The organism is Streptomyces sp. R21 (genome assembly GCF_041051975.1).
Taxonomy (GTDB): Bacteria; Actinomycetota; Actinomycetes; order Streptomycetales; family Streptomycetaceae; genus Streptomyces.
Window position 1 is genome coordinate 4,199,550 of record NZ_CP163435.1, and the last position, 20,149, is coordinate 4,219,698.

At 67.4% G+C, this 20,149-nt stretch carries 15 protein-coding genes and 1 tRNA gene; 3 read left to right on the forward strand and 13 right to left on the reverse strand.

Annotation, left to right across the window (positions count from 1 at the left end; genetic code table 11):
- Positions 1 to 124 precede the first annotated feature (124 nt).
- The 11 genes from AB5J56_RS18740 to AB5J56_RS18790 form a co-directional block, all read right to left on the reverse strand.
- Positions 125 to 4,024, reverse strand: a complete 3,900-nt coding sequence (locus AB5J56_RS18740) for a DNA-directed RNA polymerase subunit beta' (RefSeq protein WP_369233876.1) — start codon at positions 4,022 to 4,024, stop codon at positions 125 to 127.
- 114 nt (positions 4,025 to 4,138) lie between these two features.
- Positions 4,139 to 7,624, reverse strand: a complete 3,486-nt coding sequence (gene rpoB, locus AB5J56_RS18745; RefSeq protein WP_369233877.1) for a DNA-directed RNA polymerase subunit beta — start codon at positions 7,622 to 7,624, stop codon at positions 4,139 to 4,141.
- 629 nt (positions 7,625 to 8,253) lie between these two features.
- Positions 8,254 to 8,637 carry a 50S ribosomal protein L7/L12 gene (gene rplL / locus AB5J56_RS18750; protein ID WP_369233878.1) on the reverse strand — a complete coding sequence of 128 codons (384 nt, stop codon included), beginning with the start codon at positions 8,635 to 8,637 and terminating at the stop codon, positions 8,254 to 8,256.
- A gap of 109 nt (positions 8,638 to 8,746) precedes the next feature.
- On the reverse strand, positions 8,747 to 9,277 hold the full coding sequence (gene rplJ / locus AB5J56_RS18755) for a 50S ribosomal protein L10 (protein ID WP_369233879.1): 531 nt from the start codon (positions 9,275 to 9,277) through the stop codon (positions 8,747 to 8,749).
- 302 nt (positions 9,278 to 9,579) lie between these two features.
- Positions 9,580 to 10,476 carry a DUF1396 domain-containing protein gene (locus AB5J56_RS18760; RefSeq protein WP_369233880.1) on the reverse strand — a complete coding sequence of 299 codons (897 nt, stop codon included), beginning with the start codon at positions 10,474 to 10,476 and terminating at the stop codon, positions 9,580 to 9,582.
- Positions 10,477 to 10,575: 99 nt separating this feature from the next.
- On the reverse strand, positions 10,576 to 11,487 hold the full coding sequence (locus tag AB5J56_RS18765) for a hypothetical protein (protein WP_369233881.1): 912 nt from the start codon (positions 11,485 to 11,487) through the stop codon (positions 10,576 to 10,578).
- Positions 11,488 to 11,653: 166 nt separating this feature from the next.
- Positions 11,654 to 12,379, reverse strand: a complete 726-nt coding sequence (rplA, locus tag AB5J56_RS18770; RefSeq protein WP_369233882.1) for a 50S ribosomal protein L1 — start codon at positions 12,377 to 12,379, stop codon at positions 11,654 to 11,656.
- 79 nt (positions 12,380 to 12,458) lie between these two features.
- Positions 12,459 to 12,893, reverse strand: coding sequence for a 50S ribosomal protein L11 (gene rplK, locus AB5J56_RS18775; RefSeq protein WP_030359033.1), 435 nt, complete (start codon positions 12,891 to 12,893; stop codon positions 12,459 to 12,461).
- A 193-nt stretch (positions 12,894 to 13,086) separates the two neighbouring features.
- A complete protein-coding gene (nusG, locus tag AB5J56_RS18780; RefSeq protein ID WP_369233883.1) occupies positions 13,087 to 13,974 on the reverse strand; it encodes a transcription termination/antitermination protein NusG in 888 nt (295 codons plus the stop codon).
- 77 nt (positions 13,975 to 14,051) lie between these two features.
- A complete protein-coding gene (gene secE, locus AB5J56_RS18785) occupies positions 14,052 to 14,333 on the reverse strand; it encodes a preprotein translocase subunit SecE (protein ID WP_356142819.1) in 282 nt (93 codons plus the stop codon).
- Positions 14,334 to 14,441: 108 nt separating this feature from the next.
- Positions 14,442 to 14,514: transfer RNA gene (locus AB5J56_RS18790), tRNA-Trp, on the reverse strand.
- Positions 14,515 to 14,760: 246 nt separating this feature from the next.
- Here AB5J56_RS18790 and AB5J56_RS18795 point away from each other — a divergent pair.
- Both AB5J56_RS18795 and AB5J56_RS18800 read left to right on the forward strand, forming a co-directional pair.
- On the forward strand, positions 14,761 to 15,987 hold the full coding sequence (locus tag AB5J56_RS18795; protein WP_369233884.1) for a pyridoxal phosphate-dependent aminotransferase: 1,227 nt from the start codon (positions 14,761 to 14,763) through the stop codon (positions 15,985 to 15,987).
- 136 nt (positions 15,988 to 16,123) lie between these two features.
- Positions 16,124 to 17,149 carry an adenosine deaminase gene (locus tag AB5J56_RS18800; protein ID WP_369233885.1) on the forward strand — a complete coding sequence of 342 codons (1,026 nt, stop codon included), beginning with the start codon at positions 16,124 to 16,126 and terminating at the stop codon, positions 17,147 to 17,149.
- 431 nt (positions 17,150 to 17,580) lie between these two features.
- On the opposite strand, the gene AB5J56_RS18805 is transcribed toward AB5J56_RS18800, so the two are convergent.
- Positions 17,581 to 18,192, reverse strand: coding sequence for a TetR/AcrR family transcriptional regulator (locus AB5J56_RS18805; protein WP_369242640.1), 612 nt, complete (start codon positions 18,190 to 18,192; stop codon positions 17,581 to 17,583).
- A 112-nt stretch (positions 18,193 to 18,304) separates the two neighbouring features.
- Here AB5J56_RS18805 and AB5J56_RS18810 point away from each other — a divergent pair, with 112 nt between their 5' ends.
- On the forward strand, positions 18,305 to 18,937 hold the full coding sequence (locus AB5J56_RS18810) for an NAD(P)-dependent oxidoreductase (protein ID WP_369233886.1): 633 nt from the start codon (positions 18,305 to 18,307) through the stop codon (positions 18,935 to 18,937).
- Positions 18,938 to 18,982: 45 nt separating this feature from the next.
- Here AB5J56_RS18810 and AB5J56_RS18815 read toward each other — a convergent pair whose 3' ends face one another.
- Positions 18,983 to 20,038, reverse strand: coding sequence for a UDP-N-acetylmuramate dehydrogenase (locus tag AB5J56_RS18815; RefSeq protein ID WP_369233887.1), 1,056 nt, complete (start codon positions 20,036 to 20,038; stop codon positions 18,983 to 18,985).
- Positions 20,039 to 20,149: the final 111 nt, after the last annotated feature.

A 20,149-nucleotide genomic window follows, 5' to 3' on the forward strand; every position in this document is an offset into this window, starting at 1 on the left:
CCTGGAGGCCCTGGAGCGGCCACTCCGGTGAAGTGCGGGCGCCGAGACACGTGAGGGACGCAGAGAGACGCCGAAGGGCGCCCACCCCGTACGAGACGGAGTGGGCGCCCTTCGAACTGCTCGCTTACTGGTTGTACGGACCGTAGTCGTAGTCCTCCAGCGGAACGGCCTGGCCGGAGCCCGTGCCGAACGGCGAGTAATCGATGTCGTCGTAGCCGACGGCCGAGTACATCGCGGCCTTGGCCTCCTCGGTCGGCTCGACCCGGATGTTGCGGTAGCGGGACAGGCCCGTACCGGCCGGGATGAGCTTACCGATGATGACGTTCTCCTTGAGGCCGATCAGGGAGTCGGACTTGGCGTTGATCGCCGCGTCCGTCAGAACCCTGGTCGTCTCCTGGAAGGACGCCGCCGACAGCCACGACTCGGTCGCCAGCGAGGCCTTGGTGATACCCATCAGCTGCGGACGGCCGGAGGCCGGGTGGCCGCCTTCCTGGACCACACGACGGTTCTCGACCTCGAACTTCGAGCGCTCGACCAGCTCGCCGGGCAGCAGCTCCGCGTCGCCCGACTCGATGATCGTCACACGGCGCAGCATCTGCCGGATGATGATCTCGATGTGCTTGTCGTGGATCGACACACCCTGCGAGTTGTACACCTTCTGGACCTCGCCGACCAGGTGGACCTGGACGGCACGCTGACCCAGGATGCGCAGCACGTCGTGCGGGTTGGTGGCACCCACGGTGAGCTTCTGGCCCACCTCGACGTGCTCGCCCTCGGACACCAGGAGACGGGCGCGCTTCGAGATCGGGAACGCCGTCTCGTCGCTGCCGTCGTCCGGGGTGACGACGAGCTTCTTGGTCTTCTCGGTCTCCTCGATCCGCACGCGGCCGGAGGCCTCGGAGATCGGGGCGACACCCTTCGGCGTACGAGCCTCGAAGAGCTCGACGACACGGGGCAGACCCTGGGTGATGTCGTCACCGGCCACACCACCGGTGTGGAAGGTACGCATCGTCAGCTGGGTACCGGGCTCACCGATGGACTGGGCGGCGATGATGCCGACCGCCTCACCGATGTCGACCAGCTTGCCGGTGGCCAGCGAGCGGCCGTAGCACATGGCGCAGGTGCCGACCTGGGACTCACAGGTCAGGATCGAACGGGTCTTGACCTCCTCGACACCGTGGTGCACCAGCTGGTCGATGAGCACGTCGCCGAGGTCCACGTTGGCCGGCGCGATCACCTTGCCGTCGATGACGACGTCCTCGGCGAGCATGCGGGCGTAGACGCTGGTCTCGACGTCGTCCGCCTTGCGCAGCACGCCGTCGGCGCCGCGATCGGCGATCCGCAGCTTCAGACCGCGCTCGGTGCCGCAGTCCTCCTCGCGGATGATGACGTCCTGCGAGACGTCCACCAGACGACGGGTCAGGTAACCCGAGTCGGCGGTACGCAGGGCGGTGTCCGCCAGACCCTTACGGGCACCGTGCGTGGAGATGAAGTACTCCAGGACGGACAGGCCCTCACGGAAGGACGCCTTGATGGGACGCGGGATCGTCTCGTTCTTGGCGTTCGACACCAGACCACGCATACCGGCGATCTGACGCATCTGCATCATGTTTCCGCGGGCACCCGAGTTGACCATCATCGAGACGGGGTTGGTCTTCGGGAAGTTCGCGTTCATCGCCTCGGCAACCTCGTTGGTCGCCTTGGTCCAGATCGCGATGAGCTCCTGCGTGCGCTCTTCCTTGGTGATCAGACCGCGCTCGTACTGCTTCTGGACCTTCTCGTCGAGGTCCTCGTAGCCCTTGACGATCGCCTTCTTGGCGTCGGGGACCACGATGTCGGAGATGGCCACGGTGACGCCGGAACGGGTCGCCCAGAAGAAGCCGGCCGCCTTCAGGTTGTCGAGCGTCGCCGCCACGATGACCTTGGGGTAGCGCTCGGCGAGGTCGTTGACGATCTCGGAGAGCTGCTTCTTGCCGACCTCGTAGTCGACGAACGGGTAGTCCTCGGGCAGCAGCTCGTTGAAGAGCGCGCGGCCCAGGGTCGTCCGCAGGCGGAAGGTGTCACCCTGCTGCCACTCCGGCTCGCCCTCCTCCTGCGCCGGCGGGGTCCAGCCGCGCGGCGGGATGGTGCCCACCGGGAAGCGGATGTCCACGCGCGACTGCAGCGAGAGCTCACCGGCGTCGAACGCCATGATCGCCTCGGCCACGGACGAGAAGGAACGGTCCTCGCCCTTGACGCCCCGCAGGTCACCGTCGGTGGTCAGGAAGAACAGACCGAGGACCATGTCCTGGGTCGGCATCGTGACCGGACGGCCGTCGGCGGGCTTGAGGATGTTGTTCGAGGACAGCATCAGGATGCGGGCCTCGGCCTGCGCCTCCGCGGAGAGCGGCAGGTGTACGGCCATCTGGTCACCGTCGAAGTCCGCGTTGAACGCGGTGCAGACGAGCGGGTGGATCTGGATGGCCTTGCCCTCGACCAGCTGCGGCTCGAAGGCCTGGATGCCGAGGCGGTGCAGCGTGGGCGCACGGTTCAGCAGAACCGGGTGCTCCGCGATGACCTCTTCCAGGACGTCGTACACGACCGTGCGGCCGCGCTCGACCATGCGCTTGGCGCTCTTGATGTTCTGCGCGTGGTTCAGGTCCACCAGGCGCTTCATCACGAACGGCTTGAAGAGCTCCAGCGCCATGGCCTTGGGCAGACCGCACTGGTGCAGCTTCAGCTGCGGGCCGACGACGATGACGGAACGCGCCGAGTAGTCGACTCGCTTGCCGAGCAGGTTCTGACGGAAACGACCCTGCTTGCCCTTGAGCATGTCGGACAGCGACTTCAGCGGACGGTTGCCGGGGCCCGTGACCGGGCGACCACGACGGCCGTTGTCGAAGAGCGCGTCGACGGCCTCCTGGAGCATGCGCTTCTCGTTGTTCACGATGATCTCGGGCGCACCGAGGTCGAGAAGGCGCTTCAGGCGGTTGTTGCGGTTGATCACACGGCGGTACAGGTCGTTCAGGTCGGAGGTCGCGAAGCGGCCACCGTCCAGCTGCACCATCGGGCGAAGGTCCGGCGGGATGACCGGGACGCAGTCGAGGACCATGCCCTTGGGGCTGTTGGAGGTCTGCAGGAACGCAGACACGACCTTCAGCCGCTTCAGCGCACGGGTCTTCTTCTGGCCCTTGCCGGTGCGGATGATCTCGCGGAGGCGCTCGGCCTCCTCCTCCAGGTCGAAGGACTCCAGGCGCTTCTGCAGCGCCGCGGCACCCATCGAACCGTCGAAGTACGTGCCGAAGCGGTCACGCAGCTCGCGGTAGAGCAGCTCGTCGCCTTCGAGGTCCTGGACCTTGAGGTTCTTGAAGCGGGTCCACACCTCGTCGAGACGGTCGATCTCGCGCTGCGCACGGTCGCGCAGCTGCTTCATCTCACGCTCGGCACCTTCGCGCACCTTGCGGCGTACGTCGGCCTTGGCGCCCTCGGCCTCAAGCTCGGCCAGGTCGGTCTCGAGCTTCTTGGCGCGGGCCTCCAGGTCGGAGTCGCGACGGTTCTCGATCTGCTGACGCTCGACGGAGACGTGCGCCTCCAGCGAGGGCAGGTCACGCGTACGGCGCTCGTCGTCGACGTACGTGATCATGTACGCCGCGAAGTAGATGACCTTCTCGAGGTCCTTCGGGGCGAGGTCGAGCAGGTAGCCGAGGCGCGACGGGACGCCCTTGAAGTACCAGATGTGCGTGACAGGGGCGGCCAGCTCGATGTGGCCCATCCGCTCACGACGCACCTTGGCGCGAGTGACCTCGACGCCGCAGCGCTCACAGATGATGCCCTTGAAGCGGACACGCTTGTACTTGCCGCAGTAGCACTCCCAGTCCCGGGTCGGACCGAAGATCTTCTCGCAGAAGAGTCCGTCCTTTTCGGGCTTGAGGGTGCGGTAGTTGATGGTCTCGGGCTTCTTGACCTCGCCGTGGCTCCACTGACGGATGTCGTCAGCGGTGGCCAGACCGATCCGGAGCTCATCGAAGAAGTTGACGTCGAGCACTATGCGTCAATCCCTCTCAGGGTTGTAAGTCTTAGGGGTCTGATACGGGGGTCCTGGGGCCGGCGGGCCTTGATCACCTTTTCCACAGGCGGCCAAGGCCCGGCCGGACTCCCGTCAGACCTCTTCGACGCTGCTCGGCTCGCGCCGCGACAGGTCGATGCCGAGCTCCTCCGCCGCGCGGAAGACGTCCTCGTCGGTGTCACGCATTTCGATGGACATACCGTCGCTGGACAGCACCTCCACGTTGAGGCAGAGAGACTGCATCTCCTTGATGAGCACCTTGAAGGACTCGGGGATGCCGGGCTCGGGGATGTTCTCGCCCTTGACGATGGCCTCGTAGACCTTCACGCGGCCGGTGACGTCGTCGGACTTGATGGTCAGCAGCTCCTGGAGGGCGTAAGCGGCGCCGTACGCCTCCAGCGCCCACACCTCCATCTCACCGAAGCGCTGGCCACCGAACTGAGCCTTACCACCCAGCGGCTGCTGGGTGATCATCGAGTACGGACCGGTCGAGCGGGCGTGCAGCTTGTCGTCGACCAGGTGGTGCAGCTTGAGGATGTACATGTACCCGACCGAGATCGGGTCCGGGAACGGCTCACCGGAGCGGCCGTCGAACAGCCTCGCCTTGCCGGACGGGAGCACCATGCGCTCGCCGTCGCGGTTGGGCAGGGTGTGCTCGAAGAGGCCGGCGAGCTCGTCCTCACGCGCACCGTCGAAGACGGGGGTGGCGACGTTGGTGCCCGGGACGACCTGGTCGGCGCCGATGGCCTGCAGGCGCTGGGCCCACTCCTCGCCGAGCCCGGAGACGTCCCAGCCGCGGCTGGCGAGCCAGCCGAGGTGGATCTCCAGGACCTGTCCCGGGTTCATTCGGGACGGGACACCCAGCGGGTTGAGGATGATGTCGACCGGGGTGCCGTCCTCCAGGAACGGCATGTCCTCGATCGGCAGGATCTTCGAGATGACGCCCTTGTTGCCGTGACGGCCGGCGAGCTTGTCACCGTCGGTGATCTTGCGCTTCTGCGCCACGTACACGCGCACCAGCTGGTTCACACCGGGGGGAAGCTCGTCGCCCTCCTCGCGGTCGAAGACGCGGACGCCGATGACCTTGCCGATCTCGCCGTGCGGGACCTTCAGCGAGGTGTCGCGCACTTCGCGCGCCTTCTCACCGAAGATCGCACGGAGCAGGCGCTCCTCCGGCGTCAGCTCGGTCTCACCCTTGGGCGTGACCTTGCCGACGAGGATGTCGCCGGCGACGACCTCGGCACCGATGCGGATGATGCCGCGCTCGTCGAGGTCGGCGAGGACCTCCTCGGAGACGTTCGGGATGTCCCGGGTGATCTCCTCGGGGCCGAGCTTGGTGTCACGGGCGTCGACCTCGTGCTCCTCGATGTGGATCGAGGAGAGGACGTCGTCCTGCACGAGGCGCTGCGACAGGATGATCGCGTCCTCGTAGTTGTGACCCTCCCAGGGCATGAACGCCACGAGCAGGTTCTTGCCGAGCGCCATCTCGCCGTTCTCGGTCGCGGGACCGTCGGCCAGGACCTGGCCCTCGATCACGCGGGCGCCCTCGTCCACGACAACCTTCTGGTTGACGGAGGTGCCCTGGTTCGACCGGGAGAACTTGTGCAGGCGGTACGTGGTGTACGTGCCGTCGTCGTTGGCGGTGGTGATGTAGTCCGCGGATACCTCCTGGACCACACCGTCCTTCTCCGACTTCAGGACGTCACCGGCGTCGACCGCACAGCGGTACTCCATGCCGGTGCCGACCAGCGGCGCCTCGGACTTAATCAGCGGCACGGCCTGACGCATCATGTTCGCGCCCATGAGGGCACGGTTGGCGTCGTCGTGCTCCAGGAACGGGATCATGGCGGTCGCGACCGACACCATCTGGCGCGGCGAGACGTCCATGTAGTCGACGTCGTCACCGGGGACGTAGTCGACCTCTCCGCCACGGCGGCGGACCAGGACGCGGGTCTCCTCGAAGCGGAACTCGTCGCTCAGCGGCGCGTTGGCCTGCGCGATGACGAATCGGTCCTCTTCGTCGGCCGTCAGGTAGTCGACCTCGTCGGTGACGACGCCGCCGGTGACCTTGCGGTATGGCGTCTCGACGAAGCCGAACGCGTTGACGCGGCCGTAGGAGGCGAGCGAACCGATCAGACCGATGTTCGGGCCTTCAGGGGTCTCGATCGGGCACATGCGTCCGTAGTGGGACGGGTGCACGTCTCGGACCTCGAAGCCGGCCCGCTCACGCGACAGACCACCAGGGCCCAGCGCCGAGAGACGACGCTTGTGCGTCAGACCCGACAGCGGGTTGTTCTGGTCCATGAACTGCGAGAGCTGGCTGGTGCCGAAGAACTCCTTGATGGAGGCGACGACCGGCCGGATGTTGATCAGGGTCTGCGGCGTGATCGCCTCGACGTCCTGAGTCGTCATGCGCTCGCGGACGACGCGCTCCATACGAGCCAGACCCGTACGGACCTGGTTCTGGATGAGCTCGCCGACGTTGCGCAGACGACGGTTGCCGAAGTGGTCGATGTCGTCGGTCTCGACGACGATCGACGTGCCGCTGTTGCCAACGGTCTCGGTCTCACCGGCGTGCAGCTTCACCAGGTACTTGATCGACGAGAGGATGTCCTCGACGGTCAGGACCCCGGCGTCCAGCGGGGCTTCGCCGCCCAGCTTCTTGTTCACCTTGTAGCGGCCGACCTTCGCGAGGTCGTACCGCTTCGAGTTGAAGTAGAGGTTCTCAAGAAGCGTCTGCGCGGCCTCACGGGTCGGGGGCTCGCCCGGACGCAGCTTGCGGTAGATGTCGAGCAGCGCGTCGTCCTGGCCCTGGGTGTGGTCCTTCTCCAGGGTGGCGCGCATGGACTCGTACTCGCCGAACTCCTCCAGGATCTGCTCGGTCGTCCAACCGAGAGCCTTCAGGAGAACGGTGACGGACTGCTTGCGCTTGCGGTCGATGCGGACACCGACCATGTCGCGCTTGTCGATCTCCATCTCCAGCCAGGCACCACGGGACGGGATGACCTTGGCCGAGAAGATGTCCTTGTCGGACGTCTTGTCGATGGAGGAGTCGAAGTAGACACCCGGCGAGCGGACCAGCTGGGACACCACGACACGCTCGGTGCCGTTGATGACGAAGGTGCCCTTGTTGGTCATGAGCGGGAAGTCGCCCATGAAGACCGTCTGGGACTTGATCTCGCCGGTCTCGTTGTTGGTGAACTCGGCGGTGACGAAGAGCGGGGCCGCGTACGTGAAGTCGCGCTCCTTGCACTCGTCGATGCTGTTCTTCGGAGGCTCGAAACGGTGGTCGCGGAAGGTCAGCGACATCGACCCGGAGAAGTCCTCGATCGGAGAGATCTCCTCGAAGATCTCCTCCAGACCGGACTTCGTGGGGACGTCCTGACCGGACTCGAGAGCCGCCTCGACCCGACTCTGCCAGGCGGAGTTTCCGAGCAGCCAGTCAAAGCTCTCGGTCTGCAGCGCGAGCAGGTTGGGAACCTCGAGGGGCTCCTTGATCTTTGCAAAGGAGATGCGCAGCGGGGCGGTGCTGGCGCCGTTGTTCGTATTCGCGGTCGAGGCAGTGCGCGAGGCGGCCAAGAGGGGGTCCTTCCGAGGGCTCGGACTCACTACGCGCGTACCGGTCCCCAGCCGGGGCACAGACACAGGCCCTTCCTGAATCAGCCGTAAACGGCCAGGTCAGGGATGGTCCAATCGTCGGTGCTCAAGCGAGGTCATGCCCCTGGTGACGGGCAGGAGGCAGCTAACAGGCAGCGCAAAGGGTCAGTGTAGCCACTAGGCCCACTGATGTCCAGTCCCGATTTTTTGAGACCCTCGCTGTACTCAACACCTGCGGCAAGCCACGCCCTCAATGCACATCGATACTGCCCTCTTCGCCGCCGATCCATGCCTCGGATCCGGATCGTTGTGACGACGCGTCCTGAGAATTGCGCGCTGCGTGCGGTTCGTCAAGGCCCCCCTGCCCCAAACCGAGTGCCGCGAACGTCACGTGCGGTCTGTCTTGCAGCCCGTCACCAGGGCGGCCGGAGGCACAACGAAGATCACCATACTCGCCGCGACCGACAGTGCAAGGCAGCCGCTTCAGGCACCCCCTCGAACGCCGAAGAGCGACCACCCAGTTGGGTGATCGCTCTTCGGTGCGTCAGCGTTACAGCCCCTTCGGGAGCGGCTGCAAAAGCTCGCGAGCGGTCCGCGGGGACCGCGAGGTGTTACTTGACCTCGACGGAGGCGCCGGCGCCCTTGAGGGACTCGGCGGCCTTCTCGGCGGCGTCCTTGGCGACCTTCTCGAGGACCGGCTTCGGAGCGCCGTCCACGAGGTCCTTGGCCTCCTTCAGACCCAGGGAGGTCAGCTCACGCACGACCTTGATGACCTGGATCTTCTTCTCGCCGGCACCCGTGAGGATGACGTCGAACTCGTCCTGCTCGGCCTCGGCCTCGGCCGGGGCACCGGCGGCGGCGGGACCGGCGACGGCGACGGCCGCAGCGGCGGTGACGTCGAACTTCTCCTCGAAGGCCTTCACGAACTCGGAGAGCTCGATGAGGGTGAGGTTCTCGAACTGCGCGAGCAGCTCTTCCTGGGACAGCTTCGCCATGATGGCGTCCTTCCACTAATTCGGCAGGTGCCGGATGTACTGGTGAGGCGGGCGTACGTTCGGCCCGCTACGACCGTCGCCTCAGGCGGCGGTCAATGTGCGAGCCGAATTACTCGGCACCGCCCTGCTCGTCCAGCTTGACCCGAAGAGCCTCCGCAGTGCGGACGAACTTCGAGGGGAGCGCCTGGAAGAGGGAGGCAGCCTGGGACTGCTTGCCCTTGAAGGCACCCGCCAGCTTGGAGAGCAGAACCTCGCGGGACTCGAGGTCCGCAAGCTTCTTGATCTCGTCGGCGGACAGCGCCTTGCCGTCAAGGACACCGCCCTTGATGACGAGGTTCGGGTTGTCCTTGGCGAAGTCACGAAGACCCTTCGCCGACACCACCGGGTCACCGGTGATGAAGGCGACCGCCGTCGGACCGTTGAACAGGTCGTCGAGCGTAGAGATCCCGGCCTCGTTGGCCGCAATCTTGGTCAGCGTGTTCTTCACCACGGCGTACTGGGCGTCTTCACCGAGCGAACGACGCAGCGTCTTGAGCTGCGCCACAGTGAGACCCCGGTACTCGGTCAGCACGGCGGCGTTCGAGCTGCGGAACTGGTCCGCGAGCTCGGCTACCGCGGCAGCCTTGTCGGGCCTTGCCATAAGCGTGGCCTCCTTCCGGGTGATGAGGACCGCTCAGAAGGGGCTGGGGAAAACGAAACGCCCCGGCGCAGGCGCACGGGGCGTGACTCGACCGGGCATCACATAAGATTTCCGGGAGTTCATCCACAGTCACCTGCGCGGGTCGTCCGCAATTCAGCGGATCCTTCGGCCACCGCACTCTCTGACGAGCGCACGGCAGCGACCAGCGGTCTTTGGCTTCCTCGGAAGAGTACGCGAACGAATCGCTGTCAAGCAAATCCGCTCCGGAGGGCCCTCTCCGGAGCGGGGGCCCACGGCTGCGATCAGCCGTTCTGGGCGCCCTTCATCATCTGCGCCAGGTCCATGGTGTCGCTTGCGGCCGGGGCCTTCACCGTCACCGGCTTGTTGTAGTCGAGGAAGGTGAAGGTCATGTCGAGCGGGCCCTTGTCGGCGGCGGCCTTCATGCGGAACTGCTTGGTGTGGTCGTTCCCGTCGATCCACATGTCCATCGTGAGCTTCTCGACGCCCATCTTCGTGTACTGGTCGAGGCTCTTCTCGCGCTTCTCCCGAGTGGCCTTGTCCTCGCCCTTGAGGGAGGCGCGGATGTCGTCGACGCCGACCGTCCCCGTGTAGTGCGTGGTCTTCACGCCCTCGACGGTCTCGGTGCCGACCTTCTTCACGTCCTTGGCACCGGTCAGGAAGGTCGACTCCTGGGCCGGGTTCTGGTCGGCCTGTCCGGCACCGGCACCCAGGGACTTGCCGCCCAGGCCGCTCTTCTCCAGGGCGCCCAGGTCGAACTTGATCCAGTGCTTGCCGTCCATCTCCTTGGCGGCCGACGGGCCCCCACCGATGTACATGGCCTTGTCGACGAGCCGGATCTCGGCCGTACCGTCCGCGCCCTGGTCGAGCGCCGTCATCTTCATGCTCATGGCGACGGTGGGCTTCATCCGCATCGACGCCTCGGCCTTGACGCGGCCCTGCTCCGGGACCGTGCCGACCAGCCGGTAGTGCAGGGAGGTGATGTCCTTCGAGTTCTTCGCGGCCTTCGCCACGGCCGCGGCGGGCTCCATCCGCGGTGACTCGTCCTTCGCGGCGCCCTTGGCCTTCGTGTCGCCGTCCGAGGACGACGTACAGGCAGCGGTGCCCCCGGCGAGGAGCAGGGCGGCGAGCGTCGCGCCCGTCGCCCTGCGCATCGTGGTGTCGCGTACAGAGAACATCATGATTCCCCCCAAGGAACTGATGAGCGATTCACAGACTTGCCGTGAGCGTAACTCAGAGGGATTCATACGGTCTTGTGAGTTCCTTCAGCCCCAAGGGCCTCAGGAAGTGGCGCCCTGCGACTTCATCAGGTCCTTGAAGTCCGCGGTGTCGCCGGCGGGGGGCTCCTGGGCGGAGACCTTCACTCCGTAGTCGCTGTAGTACGCGGTGGAGGACATGGTGCCGCTCGTCAGCTCGCCCTTCTCGACCTTCTTGACCAGCAGGTCGTCGCCGTTGACCCAGATGTCGACCGTCTCCGTGGTGACGCCGGCCTGGGTGAGCTGCTTCTTCAGGTCTGCTATCTGGCTCTCGGTGAGGTTGGAGTTCTTGGTGGCGAGGTCCGCCACGTTCACCGTGCCCGAGTAGTGCGTGGTGTTCTCGCCGCGCACCTTCTCCTCGCCGACCTTCTTCACGTCACCGGAGGCGAGCAGGAGCTTCACCGACTGGTTCGGCGTGGTGTTCTGCATCTGGTCCTTCAGATACGCGCCCGAGCCGCCGGCCATCTTGGCCAGGTCGTCGTACCCGTACCGGATCCAGTGCTTGCCGCCTGCCTGCGCGGCGAACTTGTCGCCCATCTTCGCGTAGTAGGCATCCGGCAGATAGCGGGCCTCCATGCTGGTGCTGCCCGTCTGACGCATCGTCTCGGCCATCTGGCCGCCGGTGTACGTGATCGTCAGGTTGCCCCTGAGGCCGTCGGCCCAGCCGAGGGCGCCGTCCGCCGTCATGGACATCAGCGAGCCCATGGTCGTCGTGGACTCGACCTTGGCGGAGTCCGCCTTGTCGGTGGACTTCTCCGCCGAACGCAGGGCCGCTATGGGGCTGACATGGGTCGTGCCCTTGTGCCCCGCCTTGTCGTCCTTCCCCGAACTGCCGGAACTACCGGCGGAGTCCGAGGAGTTGCAGGCGGCCACCCCGCCCAGCGCGGTCACCGCCGCGACAGCAAGGCCCACACGGCGCACGATTGTGCTCTTCATACGTCCCCACCCCTATGCGAATCCTGTGATCTGCACGCTAACCCAGGCCACTGACACTCGTACCCGGAAAACCGATCCAGGAATGGGGACGGGCCCCGCACCTCGAAAGGTTGCGGGGCCCGTGTCACGAACGCGTATGCGACGCGGTCGCCGGTGAGCGGGAGGCTCAGACGGCGGCCGGGTCCTCCTCGACGAGGAGGTTGCGGGTGCGGTTCGAGTCGACCGGAATGCCGGGGCCGATCGTCGTGCTGATCGCGGCCTTCTTGATGTAGCGACCCTTGGCGGCCGACGGCTTCAGACGAAGGATCTCGTCGAGCGCGGCGCCGTAGTTCTCCACCAGCTGGGTGTCGTCGAAGGACACCTTGCCGATGATGAAGTGCAGGTTCGAGTGCTTGTCGACGCGGAACTCGATCTTGCCGCCCTTGATCTCGGTCACGGCCTTGGCCACGTCCGGGGTCACGGTGCCGGTCTTCGGGTTCGGCATCAGACCACGCGGGCCGAGGACACGGCCCAGGCGGCCGACCTTGCCCATGAGGTCCGGGGTGGCGACGACGGCGTCGAAGTCCAGACGGCCCTTCGCCACCTCGTCGATCAGCTCGTCGGAGCCGACGATGTCGGCGCCCGCGGCAGTCGCGGCCTCGGCACGGTCACCGGTCGCGAAGACCAGGACCCGGGCGGTCTTACCGGTGCCGTGCGGGAGGTTCACGGTGCCACGGACCATCTGGTCGGCCTTGCGCGGGTCGACACCCAGGCGGAAGGCGACCTCGACGGTGCCGTCGAACTTCGAGGTGGAGGTCTCCTTGGCGAGACGGACGGCCTCGAGCGGGGCGTAGAGCTTGTCCCGGTCGACCTTGGCGTCCGCAGCGCGGAGAGACTTGCTGCGCTTGCTCACTGCTGCTCCTGTGTGTTCTGAGGAGTCGTGGTTCGGACCGAGCAGGCCCTTCCACGGTTCGTACGTACGGGGGTGGAGGTCAGCCCTCGACCGTGATGCCCATGGAACGGGCGGTGCCGGCGATGATCTTCGACGCGGCGTCAAGGTCGTTGGCGTTCAGGTCGGGCATCTTGGTCGTGGCGATCTCACGGACCTGCGCCTGGGTGATCTTGGCGACCTTGGTCTTGTGCGGCTCGCCGGAGCCCTTCTCCACGCCCGCGGCCTTGAGGATCATCTTCGCGGCCGGCGGAGTCTTCGTGATGAAGGTGAAGGAGCGGTCTTCGTAGACCGTGATCTCCACCGGGATGACCCAACCGCGCTGCGACTCGGTCGCGGCGTTGTAGGCCTTGCAGAACTCCATGATGTTGACGCCGTGCTGACCAAGCGCCGGGCCGACCGGCGGAGCCGGGTTGGCCGCGCCGGCCTGGATCTGGAGCTTGATGAGCCCCGTGACCTTCTTCTTCTTGGGAGGCATTCCGGGTCCTCTTTCGTTTTCGCCTACCTACGTCCGAGTCGCCCCGGACGGTCGCCCTCAACCGAACCAATGATCCGGATGGAGGCATACCGCACAACGATAACGGGTATCCATGCGCGGCCAAAAACCGAGCAGGTCAGACAGGCTGCGAGAGCCCGTCTGACCTGTTCGGAAGACGTACGTCCAGAAGGTGCTAGTTCTTCTGGATCTGGTCGAACGACAGCTCGACCGGAGTCTCGCGGCCGAAGATCTCGACGAGGCCCTTGACCTTCTTCGAGTCGGCGTTGATCTCGTTGATGGTCGCCTGCAGCGTCGCGAACGGGCCGTCGGTGACGGTGACCGAGTCGCCGACCTCGAAGTCCAGCACCTGGACCTCGACCTTGCGCTGCGGAACGGGCTTGCCCTCGGCCTCGGCGGCCTCACGGGCGGCCTTCTCCTCGGCCTCCGGGGCGAGCATCTTGACGATCTCGTCCAGGGTCAGCGGGTACGGGTCGTAGGCGTTGCCCACGAAGCCGGTGACGCCGGGGGTGTTGCGGACGACGCCCCAGGACTCGTTCGTCAGGTCCATGCGGACCAGGACGTAGCCCGGGAGCTTGTTCTGCTTGATCGTCTTGCGCTCGCCGTTCTTGATCTGCGCGACCTCTTCCTGCGGCACCTCGGCCTGGAAGATGAAGTCCTCGACGTTCAGCGAGACGGCGCGCTGCTCGAGGTTGGTCTTCACGCGGTTCTCGTAACCGGCGTACGTGTGGATGACGTACCACTCGCCGGGGAGGGTGCGGAGTTCCTCGCGCAGGGCGGTGACGGGGTCGACGGGCTCGGCCTCTTCTTCGGGCTCGGCCTCTTCCGCGTCCTCCTCGGAGACGGCCTCGTCCTCGTCGGACTCGGTGTCTTCGTCGGACTCGGCGTCCTCTTCGGACTCGTCCTCGACGTGCACGGCCGCCTCTTCGGCGGGCTCGCCCGCGGCGGCGTCGGCAGCCTCGACCTCGTCCGGGTCCTCGGTGTCCGCGCCCTCGACGATGTCGAGCTCGTCCTCAACGGACTCGACCGACTCGATGGCGTCGTTCAGGTTCGGGTCAGACACGGTGGCTGCTTCTTCCTGGATCATGGGGGTGGAACATGCGAAAAGGGGCGCCGGTGTCGGCGCCCTTCGCACTCGGCTCAGCCGAAGACGTACTTGGCGGCGTGGTTGAGCCCATAGTCAATCACGGTCACGAGGCCGATCATGATGATGACGAACACAATCACCACAGTGGTGTACGTCGTCAACTGATTGCGAGTCGGCCAGACGACCTTGCGGAGCTCCGCGACGATCTGGCGGTAGAAGGTGGCGAGGCGCTTCAGCGGGCCCTTCTTGGCACGCTTGCCGCCCTTGCGGGCCTTCTTCTTGGACTCGGGCGCCTCGGCATCAGGCATGTCGATGGAGCCCACGGCGTCCGTCACTCGTCCTCACCTGATTCCGGGTCGTGGCCGTGCCGCGCCCGGTTGAGCCGCACGGCGGTGCATTGCAGTACGTACATGCGCACACATCCTGGCGAAAGGTGTGTGTAGCAGGGCCGGAGGGACTTGAACCCCCAACCGCTGGTTTTGGAGACCAGTGCTCTACCAATTGAGCTACGACCCTTTGGTTCCCCCAACGTACCGCATCCGCCCGGGTGCTCGGTGTGCACCGGGTGAGTGCGGCCGGTGAAGGCCAACGAGGTGAGAGTGTACGTGCTCCTGAGCCGGTCGTCGAACAGAAAGTGTCCGTACGGGCTTTGGCGACGGAAGATCGCCCAGCCGGGGGCCCGGATCCGGACGCTTGTTCAGTCCCTGTTCAGTCTGTGAAACCCGTGTGCCGGGGGCATTTCCGGTCTGAAACGATGGGCCCATGAGCGCTGCAACCCCTCCCACCGAGCGCCGGGTCTCCGCGCGCATCGGCGCGATCTCCGAGTCCGCCACCCTCGCCGTGGACGCCAAGGCCAAGGCCCTGAAGGCCGCCGGGCGCCCGGTGATCGGCTTCGGCGCCGGCGAGCCCGACTTCCCGACCCCCGGCTACATCGTCGAGGCGGCCGTCGAGGCCTGCAAGAACCCGAAGTACCACCGCTACACCCCCGCCGGCGGCCTGCCCGAACTGAAGAAGGCCATCGCCGAGAAGACGCTGCGGGACTCCGGCTACGCGGTCGACCCCGCGCAGGTCCTCGTCACCAACGGCGGCAAGCAGGCCATCTACGAGGCCTTCGCCGCCATCCTCGACCCGGGCGACGAGGTCATCGTCCCGGCGCCGTACTGGACGACGTACCCGGAGTCGATCCGTCTCGCCGGCGGTGTCCCGGTCGAGGTCGTCGCGGACGAGACCACCGGCTACCGCGTCTCGGTCGAGCAGCTGGAGGCGGCGCGCACCGAGAACACCAAGGTGCTGCTCTTCGTCTCCCCGTCCAACCCGACGGGCGCGGTCTACACCCGCGAGCAGGTCGAGGAGATCGGCCGCTGGGCCGCCGAGAAGGGCCTGTGGGTCCTGACCGACGAGATCTACGAGCACCTGGTCTACGGCGACGCCGAGTTCCACTCGCTGCCGGTGGTCGTGCCCGAGCTGGCCGACAAGTGCATCGTGGTCAACGGGGTGGCGAAGACGTACGCCATGACCGGCTGGCGTGTGGGCTGGGTCATCGGCCCGAAGGACGTCGTCAAGGCCGCGACGAACCTCCAGTCGCACGCCACGTCCAACGTGTCGAACGTGGCCCAGGTCGCCGCGCTCGCCGCCGTCTCCGGCGACCTGACGGCCGTCGCCGAGATGCGCGTGGCCTTCGACCGCCGCCGCCGGACCATCGTGCGGATGCTCAACGAGATCGACGGCGTCCTGTGCCCCGAGCCGGAGGGCGCCTTCTACGCGTACCCCTCGGTGAAGGCCCTCCTCGGCAAGGAGATCCGCGGCAGGCGCCCGCAGGACTCCGTCGAGCTGGCCGCGCTCATCCTGGAGGAGGCCGAGGTCGCGGTGGTCCCGGGCGAGGCCTTCGGCACGCCGGGGTATCTGCGGCTGTCGTACGCCCTGGGGGACGAGGACCTCGTCGAGGGTGTCTCCCGGATCCAGAAGCTGCTGGCCGAGGCACGGGACTGACGTTCCCCACGCGCGCGTGGCGGGGCTGGGCGACTACTCACGTGAGGAGTCGCCCAGCCCCGCTTTTTCGTTCGGGCAAGCCCACGATCAGGGAAAGCGCTACCCGGACGACATTCACGTACGGCAGGATCACGGAATGGAGCACGTACGTGATGTCTCTGAGCTGCCCAAGGCTCATCTGCACCTGCACTTCACCGGTTCGATGCGGCACACCACCCTGCTGGAACTGGCCGACAAGCACGGGATCCATCTGCCCGACGCACTGACCAGCGGAGAACCGCCGAAGCTGCGGGCCACGGACGAGCGCGGCTGGTTCCGGTTCCAGCGGTTGTACGACGCCGCGCGGTCGTGCCTCAGAGACCCCGAGGACATTCGGCGCCTGGTGCGCGAGGCCGCCGAGGAGGACCTCAAGGACGGCTCGGGGTGGCTGGAGATCCAGGTCGACCCGACGTCGTACGCGCCCCGCCTGGGCGGTCTGATCCCGGCTCTGGAGATCATCCTGGACGCGGTGGACACGACCTCGCGCGAGACCGGGCTCGGGATGCGGGTCCTGGTGGCCGCGAACCGGATGAAGCATCCGCTGGACGCGCGCACGCTGGCCCGGCTCGCCGTGCGGTACGCGGACCGGGGCATCGTCGGCTTCGGGCTCTCCAACGACGAGCGGCGGGGCATGGCGCGGGACTTCGACCGGGCCTTCGCGATCGCGCGCGAGGGCGGGTTGCTGGCGGCGCCGCACGGTGGCGAACTGACCGGGCCGGCCTCCGTGCGCGACTGCCTGGACGATCTGCATGCCTCGCGGATCGGGCACGGGGTGCGGGCTGCGGAGGATCCGCGGCTGTTGAAGCGGCTCGCGGAGCGGGGGGTCACGTGTGAGGTCTGTCCGGCTTCGAACGTCGCGCTGGGCGTGTACGAGAAGCCGGAGGACGTTCCGCTGCGGACGTTGTTCGAGGCCGGCGTCCCGATGGCCCTCGGCGCCGACGACCCCCTGCTCTTCGGCTCCCGTCTGGCCGCCCAGTACGACATCGCGCGCCGCCACCACGGCTTCTCGGACGCCGAACTGGCCGAGCTGGCACGGCAGTCGGTACGGGCGTCGGCGGCACCGGAGGATGTCCGGCGGAAGCTGCTGTCGGGGATCGAGGACTGGCTGGGCGGGGGCGCCTGACGCTGGCGTGGGCGCCTGTCGCTGGCGTGGGCGCCTGTCGCGGGGCGCCTGCTGTTCGGTGGGTGGGTCGGGGCCGTGCCGGTACGTTCTGCCCGTCGCCGCGTGGGCGTACTGCCCGGGGGCTGAATACGGCGAAACTTGGCGGGCGATCTGCTACGCGACGGGCAGGAACGTACCGGCACGGCCCCTTCCGCCGTAGGGCGACTGCGGGCCGTCCGTGGTAGCTGCCGGGTGGCTGGCGTAGCCGCTCTCCCTGCGGGCAATCGTGCCGCTGGGGCGGCACGGGTGGGCGCAGGCGGCGCCTCGATAGCGCCGAGTTGCGCGACCCACCCCCGCCCCGCACCCACGCCGGGTGACCATGCAAAGCAAGGGGCACCCGGGGTTTGCCCACCCACCCCGGGGCCGGCCGGGGAGCGAGGTCGGCGTGAGGGTCAGCTCAAGGGGTCGGTGGGGGAGATGCCGCGCAGGAGTGTGCGGGCCAGGGACGGGGCGAAGGTGTCCAGGGGTGGGGGCGTGCCCTTTTCCGAGGCGTCGTAGGCGAACGCGCGCTGCGCGCAGGCGCCGAGGAGCAGCGACGCGGCAGCGAAGGTGTCGGCGCCGGGGCTGATACGGCCGGCGGCCTGCTCAGCGCTGAGGTAGGCGTCGAGGGCACGGATCGGCATGTGAGGACCCATCCCCATCTGCCGCATGGCCTCGTCGTTGCGCCGCTTGAGCTGCGTCTCGGCGTACAAGGAGGCGGCGATCGGAAAACTCTGCTCATAGAAGAGGGCGGCCTGGCGGGCGACCTCCGTGAGGTTCTCCTCGACGCTGTGCTCCCCCGGCTCGGCCGTGAGCCTGCTCAGTAGCGGCCCCAGGCTGGGCAGCCGCTCCTTGAGGACGCTGACGAACAGCTCCTCCTTGCTGGTGAAGTACTTGTAGAGCGCGGCTTCGGAGCACCCCGCCGCCTTGGCGATCTCCTTGGTGGTGGCGCGGGCCAGCCCGACGGTGAGCATGAGCGTGTGTGCCGCGTCGAGGATGCGGCTCCGGGCCGGTTTCTGCTGCATGAGGCTCAAGGATTCCATGGCCTCACCATTCGGGCTTGACGGGTGGGTGAGTACTTACTCACTCTAGAGGTAAGCAGGGTGAGTGAATACTCACCCACCGAGGGGAGCAGCCATGAAACTCACCGTTCTCGGTGCCACCGGAGGCATCGGCCAGGAGATCGTCCGGCAGGCTCTGAAGTCGGGCCACCAGGTCACGGCCGTCGTACGGGATCCGGCGCGGCTGACCGTCACGGGCGCGGGCCTGGAGGTGTTCCGCTCGGACCTCCGGGACCCGGAGGCGCTGCGCCCCGCCGTCGCGGGCCGGGACGCGGTCCTCTCCGGGCTCGGCGCGCGCAGCCGCAAGGAAGCCGGGGTCGCCGCCCGGCTGACGCGCACGGTGCTGGGTGCCATGGAGGCGGCGGGAGCGCGGCGGCTGCTGGTGGTGAGCGCGGCCCCGGTCGGCCCCGACCCGGAGGGCTCGGCGTTCGTCGACCGGGCCGCACGGGGCCTGATCTCGGTGATCCTCAAGGACGTCTACGCGGACCTGGCCGAGATGGAGGGCGAACTGGCCCGCAGCGCGACGGACTGGACGGCCGTGCGCCCGCCCCGGCTGCTGAACAAGCCTCTGACCGGCTCGTACCGGACGGCCGTCGGCACCTCCCCGCTCAAGGCCCGGACCGTCGGGCGCGCCGACGTGGCACACGCGATGCTGGCGATGATCGACGACCCGGCGACGGTGAAGCAGGCAGTGGGCGTGGCCTACTGACGTACTTCAGTACAGAAGGACGTGCTTCAGTACAGAAGAGGGCGGCTAGAGCTGGACCCCGACCGTCACCGGCTCGTTGACCAGCGTGACTCCGAAGGCCTCGCGCACTCCGGCGACGACCTCGCGGGCCAGGGCCAGCAGGTCCTCGGTGGTGGCCTCGCCCCGGTTGGTGAGGGCCAGCGTGTGCTTGGTGGAGATCCGGGCGGGCCCCGTGCCGTAGCCCTTGGTGAAGCCGGACTTGTCGATCAGCCAGGCCGCGGAGGTCTTGGTGTGGCTGTCGCCCGCCGGGTACGCCGGAGGCATGGTCTCGGCGCCGAGCCGCTCCCGCACGCGCGCGTGGAACGCCGCGAACTCCTCGTCCGTGAGGATCGGGTTGGTGAAGAACGACCCAGCCGACCAGGTGTCGTGGTCCTCCGGGTCGAGCACCATGCCCTTGCCGGAGCGCAGCTTCAGGACGGTCTCGCGGGCGGCGGCGAGGGGCACGCGGTCGCCGGGTCCCACACCCAGGACGCGGGCGGTCTCGGCGTACTTGATCGGCGCGCTCAGCCCGGCGGCGTCCTCCAGCTCGAAGCGGACGCGCAGGACGACATAGCGCTCGGGGTCGGCCTTGAAGCGGCTGTGGCGGTACGAGAAGGCGCAGTCGGCGTTCGCCAGCGTGACAGTCTCGTGCGCCTTGCGGTCGTACGCGATCACTTCGGTGATCGTCGACGACACTTCCTGGCCGTACGCGCCCACGTTCTGGATCGGGGTCGCGCCCGCGGAGCCGGGGATCCCGGCGAGGCACTCGATGCCCGCGAGCCCGGCCTCGACGGTGCGCGCGACCGCGTCGGTCCACACCTCACCGGCGGCCAGCTCCAGCTTCGTGCCGTCGAGCGCGAAGCCCCGCGTGGCGATGCGCAGGGCGGTTCCGGCGAAGCCCTTGTCGGCGATGACCAGGTTGGATCCGCCGCCGATGACCAGCAGCGGTGTACCCGCGGCGTCGGCCTCGCGGACGGCGGCGATCACCTCGGCGTCGGTCGTCGCGGTGATCAGACGGGCGGCGGGCCCGCCGAGCCGGAAGGTGGTCAGCGGGGCGAGCGGGGCATCGTGGAGTTCCTGCACGGGCTCAAGAGTACGAGACGGCCGGGCGGGCCTTTGCCGGTTGGTTGCGGCTCGGGACACGCGTACGGCCCCGCCGGTGGGGCGGGGCCGTACATACGCCGTGTCGTTCAA

Bases quoted from the DNA above. Each gene is read 5' to 3' on its own strand.
- AB5J56_RS18800 (WP_369233885.1), top strand. From the start codon at position 16,124: ATGGAGCACGTACGTGATGTCTCTGAGCTGCCCAAGGCTCATCTGCAC.
- AB5J56_RS18810 (WP_369233886.1), top strand. From the start codon at position 18,305: ATGAAACTCACCGTTCTCGGTGCCACCGGAGGCATCGGCCAGGAGATC.
- AB5J56_RS18765 (WP_369233881.1), bottom strand. From the start codon at position 11,487: ATGAAGAGCACAATCGTGCGCCGTGTGGGCCTTGCTGTCGCGGCGGTG.
- rplJ (WP_369233879.1), bottom strand. From the start codon at position 9,277: ATGGCAAGGCCCGACAAGGCTGCCGCGGTAGCCGAGCTCGCGGACCAG.
- AB5J56_RS18805 (WP_369242640.1), bottom strand. From the start codon at position 18,192: ATGCAGCAGAAACCGGCCCGGAGCCGCATCCTCGACGCGGCACACACG.
- AB5J56_RS18795 (WP_369233884.1), top strand. From the start codon at position 14,761: ATGAGCGCTGCAACCCCTCCCACCGAGCGCCGGGTCTCCGCGCGCATC.
- rplK (WP_030359033.1), bottom strand. From the start codon at position 12,893: ATGCCTCCCAAGAAGAAGAAGGTCACGGGGCTCATCAAGCTCCAGATC.
- AB5J56_RS18760 (WP_369233880.1), bottom strand. From the start codon at position 10,476: ATGATGTTCTCTGTACGCGACACCACGATGCGCAGGGCGACGGGCGCG.
- rplL (WP_369233878.1), bottom strand. From the start codon at position 8,637: ATGGCGAAGCTGTCCCAGGAAGAGCTGCTCGCGCAGTTCGAGAACCTC.